Source organism: Desertibacillus haloalkaliphilus (genome assembly GCF_019039105.1).
Taxonomy (GTDB): domain Bacteria; phylum Bacillota; class Bacilli; order Bacillales; family KJ1-10-99; genus Desertibacillus; species Desertibacillus haloalkaliphilus.
In genome coordinates this window covers 230,640-246,271 of record NZ_JAHPIV010000002.1, presented here as the reverse complement: position 1 = coordinate 246,271, position 15,632 = coordinate 230,640, and the positions used below count along the sequence as shown (strand labels likewise).

General features: G+C 41.0%; 17 protein-coding genes. All 17 read right to left on the bottom strand.

Annotated features, from left to right (window positions below; all coding sequences use genetic code 11):
* Positions 1 to 2: 2 nt before the first annotated feature.
* Complete coding sequence (yqfD, locus tag KH400_RS03505) at positions 3 to 1,190, bottom strand: sporulation protein YqfD (RefSeq protein WP_217221874.1); 1,188 nt, start codon at positions 1,188 to 1,190, stop codon at positions 3 to 5.
* Positions 1,191 to 1,267: 77 nt separating this feature from the next.
* Positions 1,268 to 1,549 (bottom strand): sporulation protein YqfC, encoded by a 282-nt coding sequence (yqfC, locus tag KH400_RS03500; protein WP_217221872.1) that lies wholly within the window; start codon positions 1,547 to 1,549, stop codon positions 1,268 to 1,270.
* 226 nt (positions 1,550 to 1,775) lie between these two features.
* Positions 1,776 to 2,318 carry a YqfB family membrane protein gene (locus KH400_RS03495; protein ID WP_217221870.1) on the bottom strand — a complete coding sequence of 181 codons (543 nt, stop codon included), beginning with the start codon at positions 2,316 to 2,318 and terminating at the stop codon, positions 1,776 to 1,778.
* Between the two features lie 39 nt (positions 2,319 to 2,357).
* Positions 2,358 to 3,344, bottom strand: coding sequence for a flotillin-like protein FloA (floA, locus tag KH400_RS03490; protein WP_217221868.1), 987 nt, complete (start codon positions 3,342 to 3,344; stop codon positions 2,358 to 2,360).
* A gap of 28 nt (positions 3,345 to 3,372) precedes the next feature.
* The gene (locus KH400_RS03485; protein WP_217221866.1) at positions 3,373 to 4,707 is read right to left on the bottom strand and encodes an NfeD family protein; all 1,335 of its coding nucleotides are present in this window, start codon (positions 4,705 to 4,707) and stop codon (positions 3,373 to 3,375) included.
* Positions 4,708 to 4,862: 155 nt separating this feature from the next.
* Positions 4,863 to 5,306, bottom strand: coding sequence for a GatB/YqeY domain-containing protein (locus KH400_RS03480; protein ID WP_217221847.1), 444 nt, complete (start codon positions 5,304 to 5,306; stop codon positions 4,863 to 4,865).
* 20 nt (positions 5,307 to 5,326) lie between these two features.
* A complete protein-coding gene (gene rpsU, locus KH400_RS03475; RefSeq protein ID WP_217221846.1) occupies positions 5,327 to 5,500 on the bottom strand; it encodes a 30S ribosomal protein S21 in 174 nt (57 codons plus the stop codon).
* 254 nt (positions 5,501 to 5,754) lie between these two features.
* Positions 5,755 to 6,963 (bottom strand): ABC transporter substrate-binding protein, encoded by a 1,209-nt coding sequence (locus tag KH400_RS03470; protein ID WP_217221844.1) that lies wholly within the window; start codon positions 6,961 to 6,963, stop codon positions 5,755 to 5,757.
* A gap of 75 nt (positions 6,964 to 7,038) precedes the next feature.
* On the bottom strand, positions 7,039 to 7,746 hold the full coding sequence (locus KH400_RS03465; protein ID WP_217221841.1) for an ABC transporter ATP-binding protein: 708 nt from the start codon (positions 7,744 to 7,746) through the stop codon (positions 7,039 to 7,041).
* Positions 7,730 to 8,503 carry an ABC transporter ATP-binding protein gene (locus KH400_RS03460; RefSeq protein WP_217222120.1) on the bottom strand — a complete coding sequence of 258 codons (774 nt, stop codon included), beginning with the start codon at positions 8,501 to 8,503 and terminating at the stop codon, positions 7,730 to 7,732. Before KH400_RS03460 ends, KH400_RS03465 begins: the two co-directional genes overlap by 17 nt.
* Positions 8,504 to 8,505: 2 nt before the next feature.
* Positions 8,506 to 9,510, bottom strand: a complete 1,005-nt coding sequence (locus KH400_RS03455) for a branched-chain amino acid ABC transporter permease (RefSeq protein ID WP_217221834.1) — start codon at positions 9,508 to 9,510, stop codon at positions 8,506 to 8,508.
* Entirely contained in the window at positions 9,510 to 10,373 is an 864-nt protein-coding gene (locus KH400_RS03450) for a branched-chain amino acid ABC transporter permease (RefSeq protein ID WP_217221832.1), read from the bottom strand. The genes KH400_RS03455 and KH400_RS03450 overlap by 1 nt, the downstream gene beginning before the upstream one ends.
* Positions 10,374 to 10,423: 50 nt before the next feature.
* Complete coding sequence (locus KH400_RS03445) at positions 10,424 to 12,016, bottom strand: long-chain-fatty-acid--CoA ligase (RefSeq protein WP_217221824.1); 1,593 nt, start codon at positions 12,014 to 12,016, stop codon at positions 10,424 to 10,426.
* Between the two features lie 132 nt (positions 12,017 to 12,148).
* Complete coding sequence (locus KH400_RS03440; protein ID WP_217221822.1) at positions 12,149 to 13,123, bottom strand: quinone oxidoreductase family protein; 975 nt, start codon at positions 13,121 to 13,123, stop codon at positions 12,149 to 12,151.
* A gap of 161 nt (positions 13,124 to 13,284) precedes the next feature.
* On the bottom strand, positions 13,285 to 14,064 hold the full coding sequence (locus KH400_RS03435) for an enoyl-CoA hydratase/isomerase family protein (protein WP_312889014.1): 780 nt from the start codon (positions 14,062 to 14,064) through the stop codon (positions 13,285 to 13,287).
* A gap of 24 nt (positions 14,065 to 14,088) precedes the next feature.
* Positions 14,089 to 14,859: an SDR family NAD(P)-dependent oxidoreductase gene (locus KH400_RS03430; protein ID WP_217222116.1), complete on the bottom strand. Its 771-nt coding sequence runs from the start codon at positions 14,857 to 14,859 to the stop codon at positions 14,089 to 14,091.
* The gene (locus tag KH400_RS03425) at positions 14,855 to 15,619 is read right to left on the bottom strand and encodes a 2-phosphosulfolactate phosphatase (RefSeq protein WP_217221820.1); all 765 of its coding nucleotides are present in this window, start codon (positions 15,617 to 15,619) and stop codon (positions 14,855 to 14,857) included. Before KH400_RS03425 ends, KH400_RS03430 begins: the two co-directional genes overlap by 5 nt.
* Positions 15,620 to 15,632: the final 13 nt, after the last annotated feature.

The window sequence follows — 15,632 nt, the reverse complement described above, 5'->3', positions numbered from 1 at the left end:
ACTCAATCTCCTTGAATGATCGGTTGTTCCGATGTAATATCTTCAATTACTTGGTAATGAATCTCTAATTTTACTTTACCATTCTCAATCGTCTCGTGCAAAACATTTTCTCCACGAATGACAGAATCATCAGCTAATCGCTTTTCTAATTGGACTTTTGCCATTTCCATGCCAACTTCTTTTGCTTCTTCCTCTGTATATTCTCTTGTTAATTCTTTCTTTTCTAAAGTTCGTACCTCTTTGTAACCGATTGGAAGTTCCCAATTCAAAAAGCGAAAGTTGCTTTCATCGACAAATATTTCATAGTTGATGAACTCCGGTTTCCCAAATCCCCAAATCGGCAGGTCTACATTAAATAGTGTTACATAATGTCTGTTTTTATAATCACCTGTTAACGTTTCAAACGAACTTTTTAATGGAATATCAACTTCAGACTTGTACCAAATTTCTCCTAATACATTAGCTGTTGCAGGTACGAGTTCCGTTTTCCCTTCTTTACCAATAAATCCTGAGACCAGCATATCTCCTTTATCAACAAAATCATTTGGAGTTACGAGTGCTTGCCCCTCTTCAACAAAAATGTCGTGAATAACAGCCTTCTTACTTGCCACTAAATGTCTTGGACTAATCTGTTCTTGAGGGTCTGGCAATTCCTGTTCAACAACTTGGAAGTGGTAGGTCGTCCCACTTAAGTTTACACCGACCCAGGTAGCATCTTCCAATCGTTCTGTGACTTCTTTTTGAATTTCTTCCACACTTGGTAATAAAAAATGAAATTTCCCTTTCTCAATCCCCATCTCTTTAACAATTTGCTCTAATTCATGTTCAACCTCTGGTGTCGCACCTTCAATTGATATATTCCATACCATATTCGATAACAAAAACAGAATGGCTATAAAAGCAGTAATCCCTGTTGCAAAACCACCTCGCGATAACATCGCCCTAAATAAAAAGGGGAGCCCTTTCCTCTCAGTAAATCTTACTTTACAGCTTGTCATTTTTAAGAGCGGCCGTAGCCGACTGACATCTTCAAGTGCCAGATAACAAATGACAGAAGTTTCACTAATCCGCTTAATGTTCCATATCGTCAACCGTTCTTCGATGCACCGATTTAAAAGTCGTTCTGCATATGGTCCTTCAATTCGGATTCTTACATACCCATATAAAAAGGTGGTCCATTTATTTTTCATGTTCATCCCCCTAAACAGTACTTATCGCTGCAGTTTCTCTTTCCCTATAAATGTATGTTCTTTATTTAGCTCATCCATTAAGAATCGAGATAAATCACCTGATCAATTTTCCCTTCCAAGAGCAATTCTTCAGGCAAAATCGTCTTAATAACAAAACTTTCACCCTTAATTAGTAACTGTCCCTGCTCTAGAAGGAGACGCAGTTCCTGATTCGAAAACTGCAATACACCGCGATGATTTTCAATATAAATATGAATTTGACCGATCATTGTAATTCGTGGCAAATCCATGAGAACATCTGCAGGAAGTTCCATGCTCTCAGTCATCCAACTTTTTATTTTCTGCTTCCATTTTTTCATGCTAAAAGAACCTCCTCTCCCCTCATCTTTATGAAAAAAAGTGGTTCACTATCACTACATTTGTGAATAAAAATAATTGAGAAAAAAACAATGACACACCTATTTTAGCTTACAACCTCTCATTCCCATGAACTGATACCTGCTCCTTCTAACCTCCTGCGTGCAAGAATGGGGAGGTCACTCAATTGATTCTAGAAATAAAAAGAAGACAAGGATAAGCAACTGCTTATCCTTGTCTCCTTTTTGAATAATTCATAAAGGCTCGATGTGGGTTCCGGGCTCTAGGGCTCCCTAGAACTTCCGACCAGATGACACCTTTTTTCGCATCTTCTTTTGTAATCGTTTTGAAATTTAAGTCCAACTGCGCTGACGGCTGCACCTTATCTTCAGAAACCTCAGGCTTTTTCAAGTTTTCAAGCGTTTCCTTTACTTCTTGTTTCTTACGTTTCATCTTTTCATAACGCTCGAAGATATCCTTTTGTGCCTGATCCTCCTCTAACGATGGAGCAGGCGCCTCAGCATGGTAACCTCTTGCCTCAGATTCATGTTCGTTTCTAGGAGGAGCCGCCGTCGGCTTTTGCTCCTCGGGCGCTTCTTGCTTAAATATCTCTTTCCAATCAATCTCTTGTTCTTGCTCACGTTGTTCAGACGGACGTTTCTGCTTATTTGCTTCTTCCTTTCGTCCTAAAAAGCTTAATAGTGAACCAGCCAATAAAACGATTAGAAAAATGTTTTGAAAGATAAAATCAAGGAGAGCATCTAATGACATCGTCATCGACTCCTTTCCAAACGTTCACGCTAGAACGCATTATTGCGACTTATCACCTTTCTTATCTTCACCAGTTGTCTTACCAATAGAATCTCTCATATCTGTGTCCGCCATGACATTTTGGATGTTCATATAATCCATGACACCTAAATTTCCAGAACGCAACGCTTCAGACATCGCCATCGGCACTTCTGATTCAGCTTCAACAACCTTCGCACGCATTTCTTCAACACGAGCTTTCATTTCTTGTTCTTTTGCAACAGCCATTGCACGACGTTCTTCAGCTTTAGCCTGCGCAATGTTTTTATCAGCTTCCGCTTGGTCCGTTTGAAGTTCCGCACCAATGTTTTTACCGATATCAATATCGGCAATATCAATGGATAAAATTTCAAACGCTGTTCCAGCATCCAGCCCTTTCGATAAGACCGTTTGCGAAATAAGGTCAGGATTTTCTAAAACCTTCTTATGATCATTTGAAGAACCAATTGTTGATACAATCCCTTCACCGACACGAGCAATAACTGTATCTTCGCCCGCACCACCGACAAGACGATCAATATTCGCACGTACCGTAATTCTTGCTTTAGCCTTCACTTCAATCCCATCCATTGCCACACCGGCAATAAATGGTGTTTCAATCACCTTTGGGTTAACACTCATTTGTACCGCTTCAAGAACGTCACGTCCAGCTAAATCAATCGCTGCGCATCTTTCAAATGACAATTCGATATTGGCACGTTGAGCCGCAATCAAAGCATTTACGACACGGTCAACATTACCACCTGCTAAATAGTGCCCCTCTAATTTGTTAATGCTTAAATCAAGGCCTGCTTTTACCGCCTTAATTAACGGATTTACAACACGTGCTGGAATAACACGACGAAGCCTCATCCCTACTAGTGTAAAGATCCCGACACGGACACCAGCAGCTAGCGCCGAAATCCATAACGCAACGGGCACAAATGTAAACAATACAGCTAGTAAAACTACGATAATACCTAGAATAATCAGTAAACCTACATCCACGTTATTTCCTCCTTCTTCTTCTCATTTATTAATCCTCTTTCACTTGACGAACAACAATCCTTGCTCCAGAGGTTGTTACAATCTTAATTTTTTCATCCTGTCCAATATATCCTCCTTCAGAAACAACGTCAAGTCGTTCATCGCCAAAAACAGCTGAGCCAGATGGGCGAAGTGGGGTAAGCGTAATTCCTTCTTTTCCTATTAGCTCTTCCCTCGTAACATTAGAAATATATCCTTGTTCTGACCCTGTTGTATCTGTAAGAACAATCTTCTTAAACGGCCCACGTGCCCCAAAGAATTTAAAAACGAGGATTGAACCAATTGTCGTGATGACGACAGCAATTAAAATCGATATTAAAATATTTATTGTTGAGAATGAGGCTAATACCATACTTCCTATAATTGAACCAATTCCAAGAATACCGAATATCCCAAATCCCGGAATAAATATTTCTATTAAAATTAACAGCAGTCCGACACCAAATAAAATAAAGACTTCCCAGCCAGCAAAACCGGCAAACATATGTCCAAAAAAGAACAGCCCTAATGCTGAAAGCCCCATAATTCCAGGTACACCAAAGCCAGGTGAATATAATTCTAGCACTAGCCCTAAGCTCCCCACTGACAAAAGGATCGGAATGATTATTGGGTTGGTGACAAAACGAGCAATTTGTTCTGCAAATGTCACCTCTGATTCCTTTTCAACAGCACCTTCCAATTCTAAAAATGACAACAATTCTTGTCGATCAGATGCTACGGCCTCTGCATAGCCGACTTCAAGCGCCTGATCAGCCGTTAACGTAAGTAAACGCCCTCGTTCAGCCCCATAATCAGGTAAATGAACCTCAGCATCGGCCATCGCTTGTGCATAAATCGGATCACGCTCATTCAATTCAGCAGACCCTCTCATTTCACTTAGCCAGTACGATTGTGTTTTCTCATCAGCAGCATTTCCACCACCGTCTATCACTGCGGCTGAGCCCATTGTTGACCCAGGACTCATTACGATCTTATCTGCATTTAACGCAATATAGGCTCCGGCTGATATAGCCTCCTTCGTCACATAAGCAGTAATCGGTAGTTCTGTCCCACGTATAATTTTAGCAATATTTCCTGCTGCTACAACAGCTCCTCCTGGCGTATCAATTTCCAATACGATGTGATCTGCTCCATCTTCAATCGCTGTTGTTATCGAACGATCCAAAAATGCTTCAAGCCCTCGTTCAACCTCCTGTTCAACAGGTATGTAATAAACCAAGGCCTCTTCGTGATCTTCACTACCTACAATTGTTTGAACCGGTAGCAATAGCAAACCAATGATCATCACCATCACATATAAGAAAAGACGCGATCGCTGTTTCATAACTATCCCCCTTTCTCTATACACCAATACCATCCCTCTAATTATACGTCTATAGTATGGTTAGGTTTCATTATTTTTAAGAATCATTCCTTAGATTATGTATCTTCCTCTCCTCATCAAAAAGCGCCTTGCAGTGCAAGGCGCTAGTAATATCTTTATGATAAGTGTTGTTGTACGAGACGATTCACAAGACCACCATCAGCTTTACCTTTAACCTTCGGCATGATCGCTCCCATAACTTTGCCCATATCGGCTTTTGAAGAAGCACCTACCTCAGCAATTGTTTGCTTTACAATCTCAGAAAGGTTATCTTCTGATAATTGTTCTGGCATATACACTTCTAGAATCGCTATCTCATCACGCAATTTGGAAGCTAAATCATCTCGGTTTGCTTTTTCAAACTCATGGAGGGAATCCTTGCGTTGTTTCAGTTCGCGATTTAACACCGTAAGCGAATCATCTTCTGTAAGCTCTTTGCCAAGCTTAATCGCTTCATTCTGCAATGATGATTTAACCATACGAATAACAGAGAGTTTAAGCTTATCTTTGTCTTTCATCGCTTGCTTAATATCTTGGTTAAAACGATCAAGAAGATTCAAAAATCAACACCCTCTCAAGGTTAGAACTTACGCTTTCTTGCTGCCTCTGACTTTTTCTTACGCTTTACACTAGGCTTTTCATAGTGTTTACGCTTTTTCACTTCAGCTAATGTTCCTTCTTTAGAAAGACTTTTCTTGAAGCGACGAAGAGCAGCATCAATCGATTCATTTTTGCGAACACGAGTTTCTGCCATCTTATTTCCCTCCCTCCGAAACAACCAATAACACATGTTACAAAGTTAGTATTAAAAAACAAGTCTTTATAGATTATAATACAAGGATGAAACGAGGTCAACTCCTATTTGCAAAGAGTTTCACTTACAACACCTGGTATGTCTACAAATTGTTGGCACTAATAATGAATAATCCGAAAAGAAGGAATGTGGCGAGTGAATCCATTGCCAATAGTTTAACAAGTTTTGTCCTGCCCCCATCATATCGATCAGGTTTACTCTGGTATCACTTCAATAATTTCACCATCTTCAACAACACCCATTCGTAAAGGTACACTAAAGCCACCATTACTATCAATTTCCTTAATCTCATAGGCCATTTTTTCCTCAGGGAAATTATCTAAACCAGCTTGCATATGAGCCATAATCTCATGAGTATCTGACACAGTCCCTGCAGCCTTCATCGCTTCGACTAACGCATACGTCATCACAAAATTAAAACCAGCTTCTGAGCCAGGGTTTCGACCATGTTCTTCGTTGTATTGCGCCACAAACTCATCCGTTCCAGGATATTCTGAATGAATTAAAGGAAGTGTTCCTACTGATCCTTCAAGTGGTTCAATCGTTTCTAATACCACTTCCATTTCATCTAATTTTGCTTGGTCCATGATGAGAAAACCGCCTTCAAATCCAAGTTCTCGTGCCTGCTTGGCGATTAACGCTGTCGGTTCTGAAGGTCCACCGATAAATAAAACGTCGGGATCCTCACTTAAAGCGTTTGTGACGATTGTAAAGAAATCAGTATCCTTATTAAAGTCAACCGACCCTTCATACACAACTTCACCGCCTAGCTCTTCCCATTTCGGGATTAAAGCATCCGTCCAATCTTTACCATACTCTGAGGAAGTAGGTAAAAGTGCAATTTTATCTCCAAAGCGCTCCATTTGATATTCTGAAAAAGGTTCTATATAGACATCATAGGTTGGTGGAATCCGTACTGTTAAATCATTTCCTTGCTCAGTAATATTCGGCTCCGAAGAATAAGCAGCAATGATAAACTCTTCTTGCTCATTAAATACTTGTGATGCAAAAATACCGCCGCTATGTGGGATGTAGATGGCAGGTGTATCGTACTCTTGAACCAACCGTCTAGCATTTGTACCGGTTTCATTTGGTAAATACATATCATCAAGTGCAACAAGGTTTAGCATATAGTTTTGACCATTCACATCAAAACCGCCACCGTCATTGATTTGTTCGACAGCTAAACGAATCCCAGTTAATGTATTTTCACCATATAGAGCAGCCGGACCACTTAATGGTCCACTATATCCAATATTAACAACTTCATCGTTATGTGGATCTTCAATCCCATCAATCAATTCTTCCCCATCTGATGATGACGATTCACCTCCACAAGCTGCCAACAATAATACGAGGAAAAAACCTAACCCTAGAGCCAACCGCTTTTTTACAATCATCATAATACCCCCCTTAAAAATACATGCTCAACCAACAACAACAGGAAAACGTTTTACCTCACCTCCCTCTATAGTCAACTATGCGCCAATATAGGCTTTACGAATTTCATCATTGTTAAATAACGCCTCACTATCATCCGCTAGAACAATCGAACCATTTTCGATCACGTATCCACGATCCGCAACCTTTAATGCCGCGTGTGCATTTTGTTCAGCGAGCAAAACATCAGTACCATTGCGATTGATTTCTTGAATGATTTCAAACATTTGTTCAACGACAAGTGGTGCTAAACCAAGAGAAGGCTCATCAAGCATTAAAATTTTTGGTTTTGCCATTAACGCTCTACCGATCGCTAACATCTGTTGCTGTCCCCCACTCATTGACCCCGCCGGATCGCTTTTTTTATCTTTTAAAATCGGAAACAGCTCATAAACGTCATTCATTGTTTTCTTTACTTCAGACTTATTTCTACGGTGAACATATGCACCCATGGTTAAATTTTCTTCAATCGACATTTGCGGGAATAACTTTCTCCCCTCAGGACACTGTACTACCCCTTGTGATACCATTTGGTTCGGTGAACTTCCGCCTACCTTACGTTCATTAAAATAGATCTCTCCTTCAGACGGCTTTGTTAGTCCACTAATCGTTCTAAAAATAGTGCTTTTTCCCGATCCATTCGCACCTAATAGGACAACAAGTTCCCCCTTGTTCACTTCGATGCTCACACGGTTTAACGCTTGGAACCGCCCATATTTCACAGATACATCAATCAGTTTCAGCAAGCTTACCGCCTCCTAAATACGCTTCAATGACTACATCATTTGTCTTAATTTCATCAGGGGTCCCCTCAGCAATTTTTTTGCCTTGGTTTAAGACCATAATTTTATCGGCTAAGTTCATGATCATCTGCATTTTGTGCTCAATTAAACAAACCGTAATCCCTTGGGTTGCCATTTTTTTCATTAACTCTGCTAACCCCTCTGTTTCTTCTGGGTTAACACCTGCAGCTGGTTCATCTAAAAAGACAATGTCAGGATCTGTTGCTAGCGCTAATGCAAAGGCTGTGCGCTTTTGTGCTTCTTGTGAGATTAATCCAATCGGTAAATGCGCTTGGTCTGTTAGTCCAACAAAGTCAAGAACTTCAAGTGCTTTATCGCGACATTGCTTCTCTTCCCTTTTTAAACGTGGCGTCCGAAAAATCGCATCAAAAATCGACGACTTGGTTCGCAGGCGATGACCAACAATCACATTGTCCATCACCGTCGCTTGTTCAAAGAGATGGGTCGTTTGGAACGTACGACCAATCCCTAGCTCTGCAATTTTGTTGGAAGGAAGAACGGTAATGTCCTGCCCTTTAAAATAGACGCTACCTGAGGTTGGCTTGTGCACACCGCTAATCAGGTTAAAAAACGTTGACTTACCAGCCCCGTTTGGACCGATAATCGCAGTGATTTTCCCTTTTTCGATTGAAAAGTCGACGTCATTTACAGCCGTTAAGCCACCAAAGCTTTTCGTTAAATTCTCTGTTTGAATGAGCATCATTATCCCTCCTCAGCCTGTTGCTTTTGATGGTTTACATGGCTTTTTTGCTTGGTCCTTTTCAAGGTACGGTTCATTTTCCACTCGAGATATGCACCTACAATTCCGCGCGGATAATAAATCACCAACAAGACAAGAATCGGGCCAAAGATAATCATTCGGTAGTCTTCTAAGAACTGTAAAGATTGTGTGATCCAAACAACTAGTAACGTCCCTACTAAAGGACCTGCCAATGTTCCAATTCCACCAACGATTAAGTACATCAACATATCAAACACGATCGTTGTGTAGCCAATATCTGGGCCTATAAAGCGGATAAACGACGCATACAAAGCACCGGCTAATCCGGCAAACGCCGTTGATACGACAAACGACAATAATTTTACTTTCATCGTCGGAATCCCAATGGTCTGTGCTAAATCTTCACTATTTCGAATCGCTATAAATGTTCGTCCTGTTAGGGATTGAATAATTCGTCGAACAACAAAAATCGTCAGTACGAGGAAGAAAAGAACCAGGTAATATTGAGAAGTCATGCTCTCAAAAGTTAGCGGGCCAATAGAACCAGGCTCTGGAATTCCAATTAACCCACGTACCCCGTTCGTTAAGGAATCCCAATTGTAAATCACCAAATAAATAATATAACCGACGATGAGCGTATAGATCGCAAAGAAATGTTCTTTTGTACGCAAAGCAACTAAGCCAACAACTAAGCCAAGTCCTGCGGTAATCACAATCGCTAATACGAAAGCCAACCAAAAGTTTAAACCACCATTCACAGTTAAAAGACCTAGTGCATAAGCACCAACAGCGAAGAAACCAGCGTGGGCAAGTGAAAGCTGTCCGGTATATCCCCCTACGATATTTAATCCGTACACAGCAATCGTCCAAATAAATGCTAAAATCATCACTTGGTTATAATATTGATTATCTACTAACAGTGGAAAGAGGATAGCAATGAGTAGAAGCAAAATAACCCCGTTCCTTTGGTTCAATAATGCCTTCATTAGTGAACCCCCTTTGCAAACAACCCATTAGGTTTTACGGTTAAGATGATGACAAGTAAGGCGAATGCAATGACATCACTATAATTACTAGAGATATAGGTAGCGCCTAGACTTTCTGCGAGCCCTAAAATGTATCCTCCGATAATCGCACCGGGGATACTACCCATCCCACCGATAATAATAATCACAAATGCTTTTAATATGACGAGGTGTCCCATCCCTGGAAACACAAGATTAATTGGGGAAGCAAGCGATGCCGCAATAGCAGCAAGTGCACCTGAAATCGCAAAGGTCATCATCGCGACACGGTTAGAGTTAATCCCCATTAAGAAAGCGCCTTCACGATTCTGTGACATAGCAATAATTGTCGCTCCGATGATGGTTTTCTTTAAAAAGATATACAGGAGTATCATGGATACAACTGCGCCAAGTATCACTAATAATCGTTGCATGGTAAAGGTTAAGCCAAAGACATTGATGACCTCACCATATGGCGTAGGCATCCTTCGGTAGTCCGCTCCCCAAACGAGTTGGGCAAATGCTTCCAAAAAAAGTAATATACCTATGGCAGCAATTTTGTCATGGATTGGAGGGGCTTCACGTAATGGATGAAACACAAGCCTTTCCATTAGAACAGCTAATAAAGCAACAACGATGATCGAACAAAAAATTGCCAGCCAATAATGCAATCCAAGTGAGGTCATAGCAATTAATGTAATGTATCCCCCCATCATGTAGAGGGCACCATGAGCAAAATTCGGAACATGCAAAATACCATATACGAGGGTTAAACCGAGCGCAACAAGGCTATACACACTTCCCACTGTTAACCCATTAAGTATTTGTTGAAATAAGACATCCACCTATCTATCCCTCCTTTAATGCTTACATAGACTACATCTCAATATCTCTTTTACTGTGCTTTAAGCACTTGTTCTTGAAGCTTGCGTTTTAAAATTTTCCCGACAGCTGACTTAGGGAGTTCAGGAAGGAACTGAATGACTTTCGGTACTTTATATGCAGCTAAACGTTTGCGACAATAAGCTGTAATCTCCTCTTCAGACAAGCTCTCACCTTCTTTTAAGACAATACTTGCTTGAATAGTTTCGCCTCGATATGGATCTGGGACCCCAAACACCGCGGCCTCTAACACTTGTGGGTGCGCATAAAGAACTTCTTCTATTTCAATTGGATATACGTTAAAGCCGCTTGCAATAATCATTTCTTTTTTACGACCTACAATATAAAAGAAACCATCCTCATCCATCTTGGCTAAATCACCTGTGTATAACCATCCGTCTCGTAGTGTGTTATTCGTTTCCTCAGGCAATTGCCAGTATCCTTTCATAATTTGAGGCCCTTTTATCACCAACTCGCCAACTTCACCAATCGCTAGATCTTGTTTGCCAGTTTCTCGATCAACAATTTTTGCATCAGTATTCGGAATTGGAATGCCGATGCTCCCTGGTTTTTGCAAACCAGCAACTGGGTTTCGGTGTGTGACTGGTGAAGCCTCTGATAACCCATATCCTTCAGCAATCGGTGCACCTGTAGCTTCTTTAAATTCGTGTAACACATTTAATGGTAGTGGTGCTGATCCACTGATACAAGAAGATAAACAACTTAAGTCAACTTGCCGTTCCTTTGCATAGTTGAGTAAAGCGATGTACATCGTTGGGACGCCAGGGAACCCTGTTGGCTTTAACCGTTCAATCGTCTCTAGCACTTGTTCAATTTCAAACTTTGGAAGTAAAATTAAATTGCCACCATTATAAAAGGTTAAGTTCATTCCACTCGTCATTCCATAAACGTGAAACAATGGAGAGATCGTTAAAACTCTTTCCTCACCAACTTTTGTCTTTATTTTAGATGTCGCAGCACTTTGCATTGTATTTGCAACAATATTATAGTGAGTTAACATCGCCCCCTTCGAACGACCTGTCGTTCCCCCAGTGTATTGCAAAACAGCAATATCCTCTTTCGGATTGATCTCGACCACTGGTGACTGATCTCCTTCATCCTGTATCAAGGTATTAAAACGACAAGGTTGATCAAACGAAACGTCGATGACTTCTCTGACCTGTGTTTGTTCTTTGATACTAGTAACTAGCGGTAGAAGCTGATCATAAACTATGATCGAAGAGGCACCTGAATCTTTTAAAATATGGTTCAGTTCCTCTGCTTTATACATTGGGTTGACTTGCACAACCGTTGCCCCACATTGAAGTGCAGCGTAATAGCTAATCGGATATTGCGGACAATTAGGCAACATAATCGCTACCCGATCGCCTTTTTTAATACCTAATTTCACAAATGAACTTGCAACCTTTTCAATCGCAGTGTGTAATTGCCCATATGTGTACGTTTTGTTATAAAAGGTTATCGCTATATTCTCTCGATATTTCTCCACTGATTGCTTCAATAACTGCTGAAGTGATTGTATCGGAATATTAACCTCCTTTGGATTTCCTTCTGCAACATGTTTTAACCAAGGCTTCTGTTCCATGAATATCTCCTCCTCAATATACTGACCGATTAGTATGATTGGCGCAGAACACCGAAAAAGTAACAAAAAATTAAATATATTCTGACTATTATAGTGAGAATTCACTCTCTACGTGTATATCACTTTTTGCCATTAAGGCTCTAGTACCAATTTCCCTGCTGTTTTTCGAGATTGAAGTAGCCTATGGACAGTGGTCGCTTCCTCCAATTTATAAACCCCACCAATGGTTAGCTTTAAGTCTCCATTCTGAAGGTAAGTTAATAGGTCGGTTAAGCTTTGTTTAAATAACTGTGGCTTTCTCATAATTTGTGGAAGAAAAAAGCCAATCACTGATTGATTTTTCTCCATTAAACGGGATGGTGAAAATTTAGCTGGTTGACCACTAGCAACCCCATATATAACCATACGTCCAAATGAACTCAAGCATGTCAATGTTTTATGAAAAACCTCTCCCCCTGCCATTTCGAGCGCAACATCAACACCGGATCCATCTGTACAGGCCAGAACTTGTTGTTCCCAATCACTATTTGTATAGTTGATGACATCAGTTGCGCCTAGTTCTTTTGCTAATGCCAATTTTTCGTCTGTACTTGCAGTCGCAATGATTTTCCGTGCACCAAAAAGGTTTGCTAGTTGAACAGCGAGCGTTCCAACTCCTCCTGCTGCCGCGTGAATTAAAACGCTTTCATCTCTTTCAAGCCTGCCCATCGTCTTTAAAATATGATAGGCACTAAGACCTTGCAATGGCAGGGCAACAGCTTGGTGATAATCAATTCCATTTGGAATTGGAATTAATGACTGCTCATCGGCAATCGCATATTCTGCATACCCTGTCGAACTTATTAAAGTCACGACAGGCATTCCGACCTTAACATTTTCTACTTGGTCACCAATCTCGGCAACAACACCAGCAATTTCTGCACCAGGCGTAAACGGTAAAGGGGTATCAATCACATATTGTCCCTCTCGGCGAGCAATATCCGCATAATTGACCCCAATCGCTTTCACCTCAACTAACACTTCACGTCCTTTAGGTACAGGTCGTGCTACGTCGACAAGGCGGAGGACATCAGGGCCTCCAAACTCCTTTACTTGGATCGCCTTCATCTACACATCACATCTCTTTCTTCAAACGTTCAGGTTGTTACTTTCATTAACGAGTCACAAGAATCCTGCTCCATTTGCAAACTTCTTTTCTTGCAACGAAACTAGTGTTATTTCTATTTTTTTCGTCAAGATTACCTCGTAACGTCTGACAAAATGTCACCTTATTCGCCTTGGAAATTTGGCGTTCTTTTTTCTTTGAAAGCACGGACACCTTCCTTATGGTCTTTTGTCGTGACGATCATCGCTTGTGTGATTCTCTCCTGTTCAAGAATCTCAGCTAAATTTGAGGTTAGTGCTTGATCGGTCATTTTCTTAATAAAACCAAATGCCTTACTTGGACCTTGAGCCAATTGGGTAGCATAACGAATCGTCTCTTCCTGCAGTTGTTCTTGTGGATAAAGCTGATTGACGATCCCCCATTCTTTCGCTCGCTTCGCGTCAATCGGATCTGCGTTAAGTAGCAACTCCTTAGCGCGATGAACCCCGACTAACCGAGGTAAGAAATACAGGCCTCCACCATCTGAAATTAACCCAACTTTTGAGAAGCTTAAGACGAACTTACTTTCTTCCGCTGCTAGAATGAGATCTGTGGCTAATGCTAAATTAAAGCCTGCTCCAGCTGCAAAACCATGAACAGAAGCTATAATCGGCTTTTCTAACTCTTTCATTGCTAGAATGAGCTCATTTAACCTCCCGATATGATTATAAGCATCTACAGGTTCTGCGACACCCATGTTTTTCACATCACCCCCCGCACTAAATGACCTACCAGCGCCAGAAATAACTACAACCCGAACGTCCTCGTTGGTTTTTGCATCTTCAATCGCAGCTTGCAGTCCTGAGATCATCTCTGGACTAAATGCATTTAAAGCCTCTGGACGATTTAACGTTAACGACATCACCTTATTTTCAACATGAACAATCAAATCTTGATTTGCCACTAGAATCCTCCTTTAATAAGAAAATTAGTTGATTAACCAACCACCATCTACGAGAATATCCGACCCAGTCATATAGGTTGCTTCATGCGAACCAACAAAAGCGATAACATTAGCTATCTCTTCAGGGTTACCAACTCGTCTAAGCGCTGTGTTGCGCTTGATCGCCTCCTCAAATTGACTGTTTTGCAAGCCTCGTTCAGTCATCGGTGTTTCAACAAACCCTGGTGAAACTGAATTGACACGGATTCCTTGCGGAGCCAACTCATTAGCCAATGCCTTAGAAAAGTTGATAACACCCGCTTTTGCTGAACTATAATGAGGGATTTTCGCACCTGCCTTATGGCCTGATAACGAAGCAACATTAACGATGGCGCGGTCAGTATCTCCTGTTTTTGCACCTTCGATCATCACATTTGCTAGTAGTTTTGAAATGATAAACACACTTTTTAGATTGACACCTTGCACCCAATCCCACTCTTGCTCTGACATGTCTAAAATAGCAGACGGCTTTGAGCCACCAGCATTGTTAATCAGCACGTGTAAGTCCCCATACTGATCCCTTACAAATTGAGCTAATGATGCGACTTCCTTTTCACTTGTCACATCTGCTGCATAAGAAACGGCCGAACCTACTGTAGTCGTTTCATTGATATCTGCAGCAACTCTGTCCAGCTTTTCTTTCGTTCTACCAACCAGAATCACAGTAGCCCCTTCACTTGCAATACGCTTAGCCGTATATTCGCCAATACCACTTCCAGCCCCAGTAACAAGTGCTATTTTCCCTTGAAACCTAATGTTTTTCTCTTGATCTATCAAATTCGTTTTCCTCCTTTATGACAACATGCCCTTCATCTTTTAAATAAGGGACGATGGAAAGGATTCCTTGTCGAGCCACATAGCTCACTTCTTCAGCAAAGCTATTTCTTAATAGCATCTGACCAACACGGGAGTGTCCCAAAACGTCTTCACCATTGTTCTCTTGACCTTTAAAAAAATAATACGCTGCACGGGCAGCATCAGACAGCTTCCATACGGCCGTCTGATTTGCAAGGATACAGTCAATGAAATACCCAGCTCCATAAAAATCTTCGATACAAAATTCCCCCGAGGACCCTGAACATATAATCATGATCTCATCATCTCGGTGATCGCTATTGATCTTCTCAGCGACTTTTTTTCCGTTGATCATGGCTGCAATATAAACTCTAGTTGCTTCTCTTGCTTTATTGATTGCTACCGTCCCATTCGTCGTTGATAAGATCATCGTCTTATCTTCTACTTTCCCCCTTAAGGTAAGCGGAGTCGGATCAAGAAACCCTTCAATGGTCTTCCCTCGATATTCACCAACGAGCACATAGCTGTTTTTGTCACGATCTTTTGCTTCTGCTTGTGCATGCCGATGATCCAAAACGGGCACAACTTCTTTTGCCCCATAATACAATCCAGTCGTAATCGTAGACGTGGCTAATAAAACATCAAATACAACCGCCACTTTCCCTTTCATTTGTCCCTCGTCAACCTCTTCTTTTTTAAAAAGAAGGTGGATTTTCCCCATCGTACACACCTCA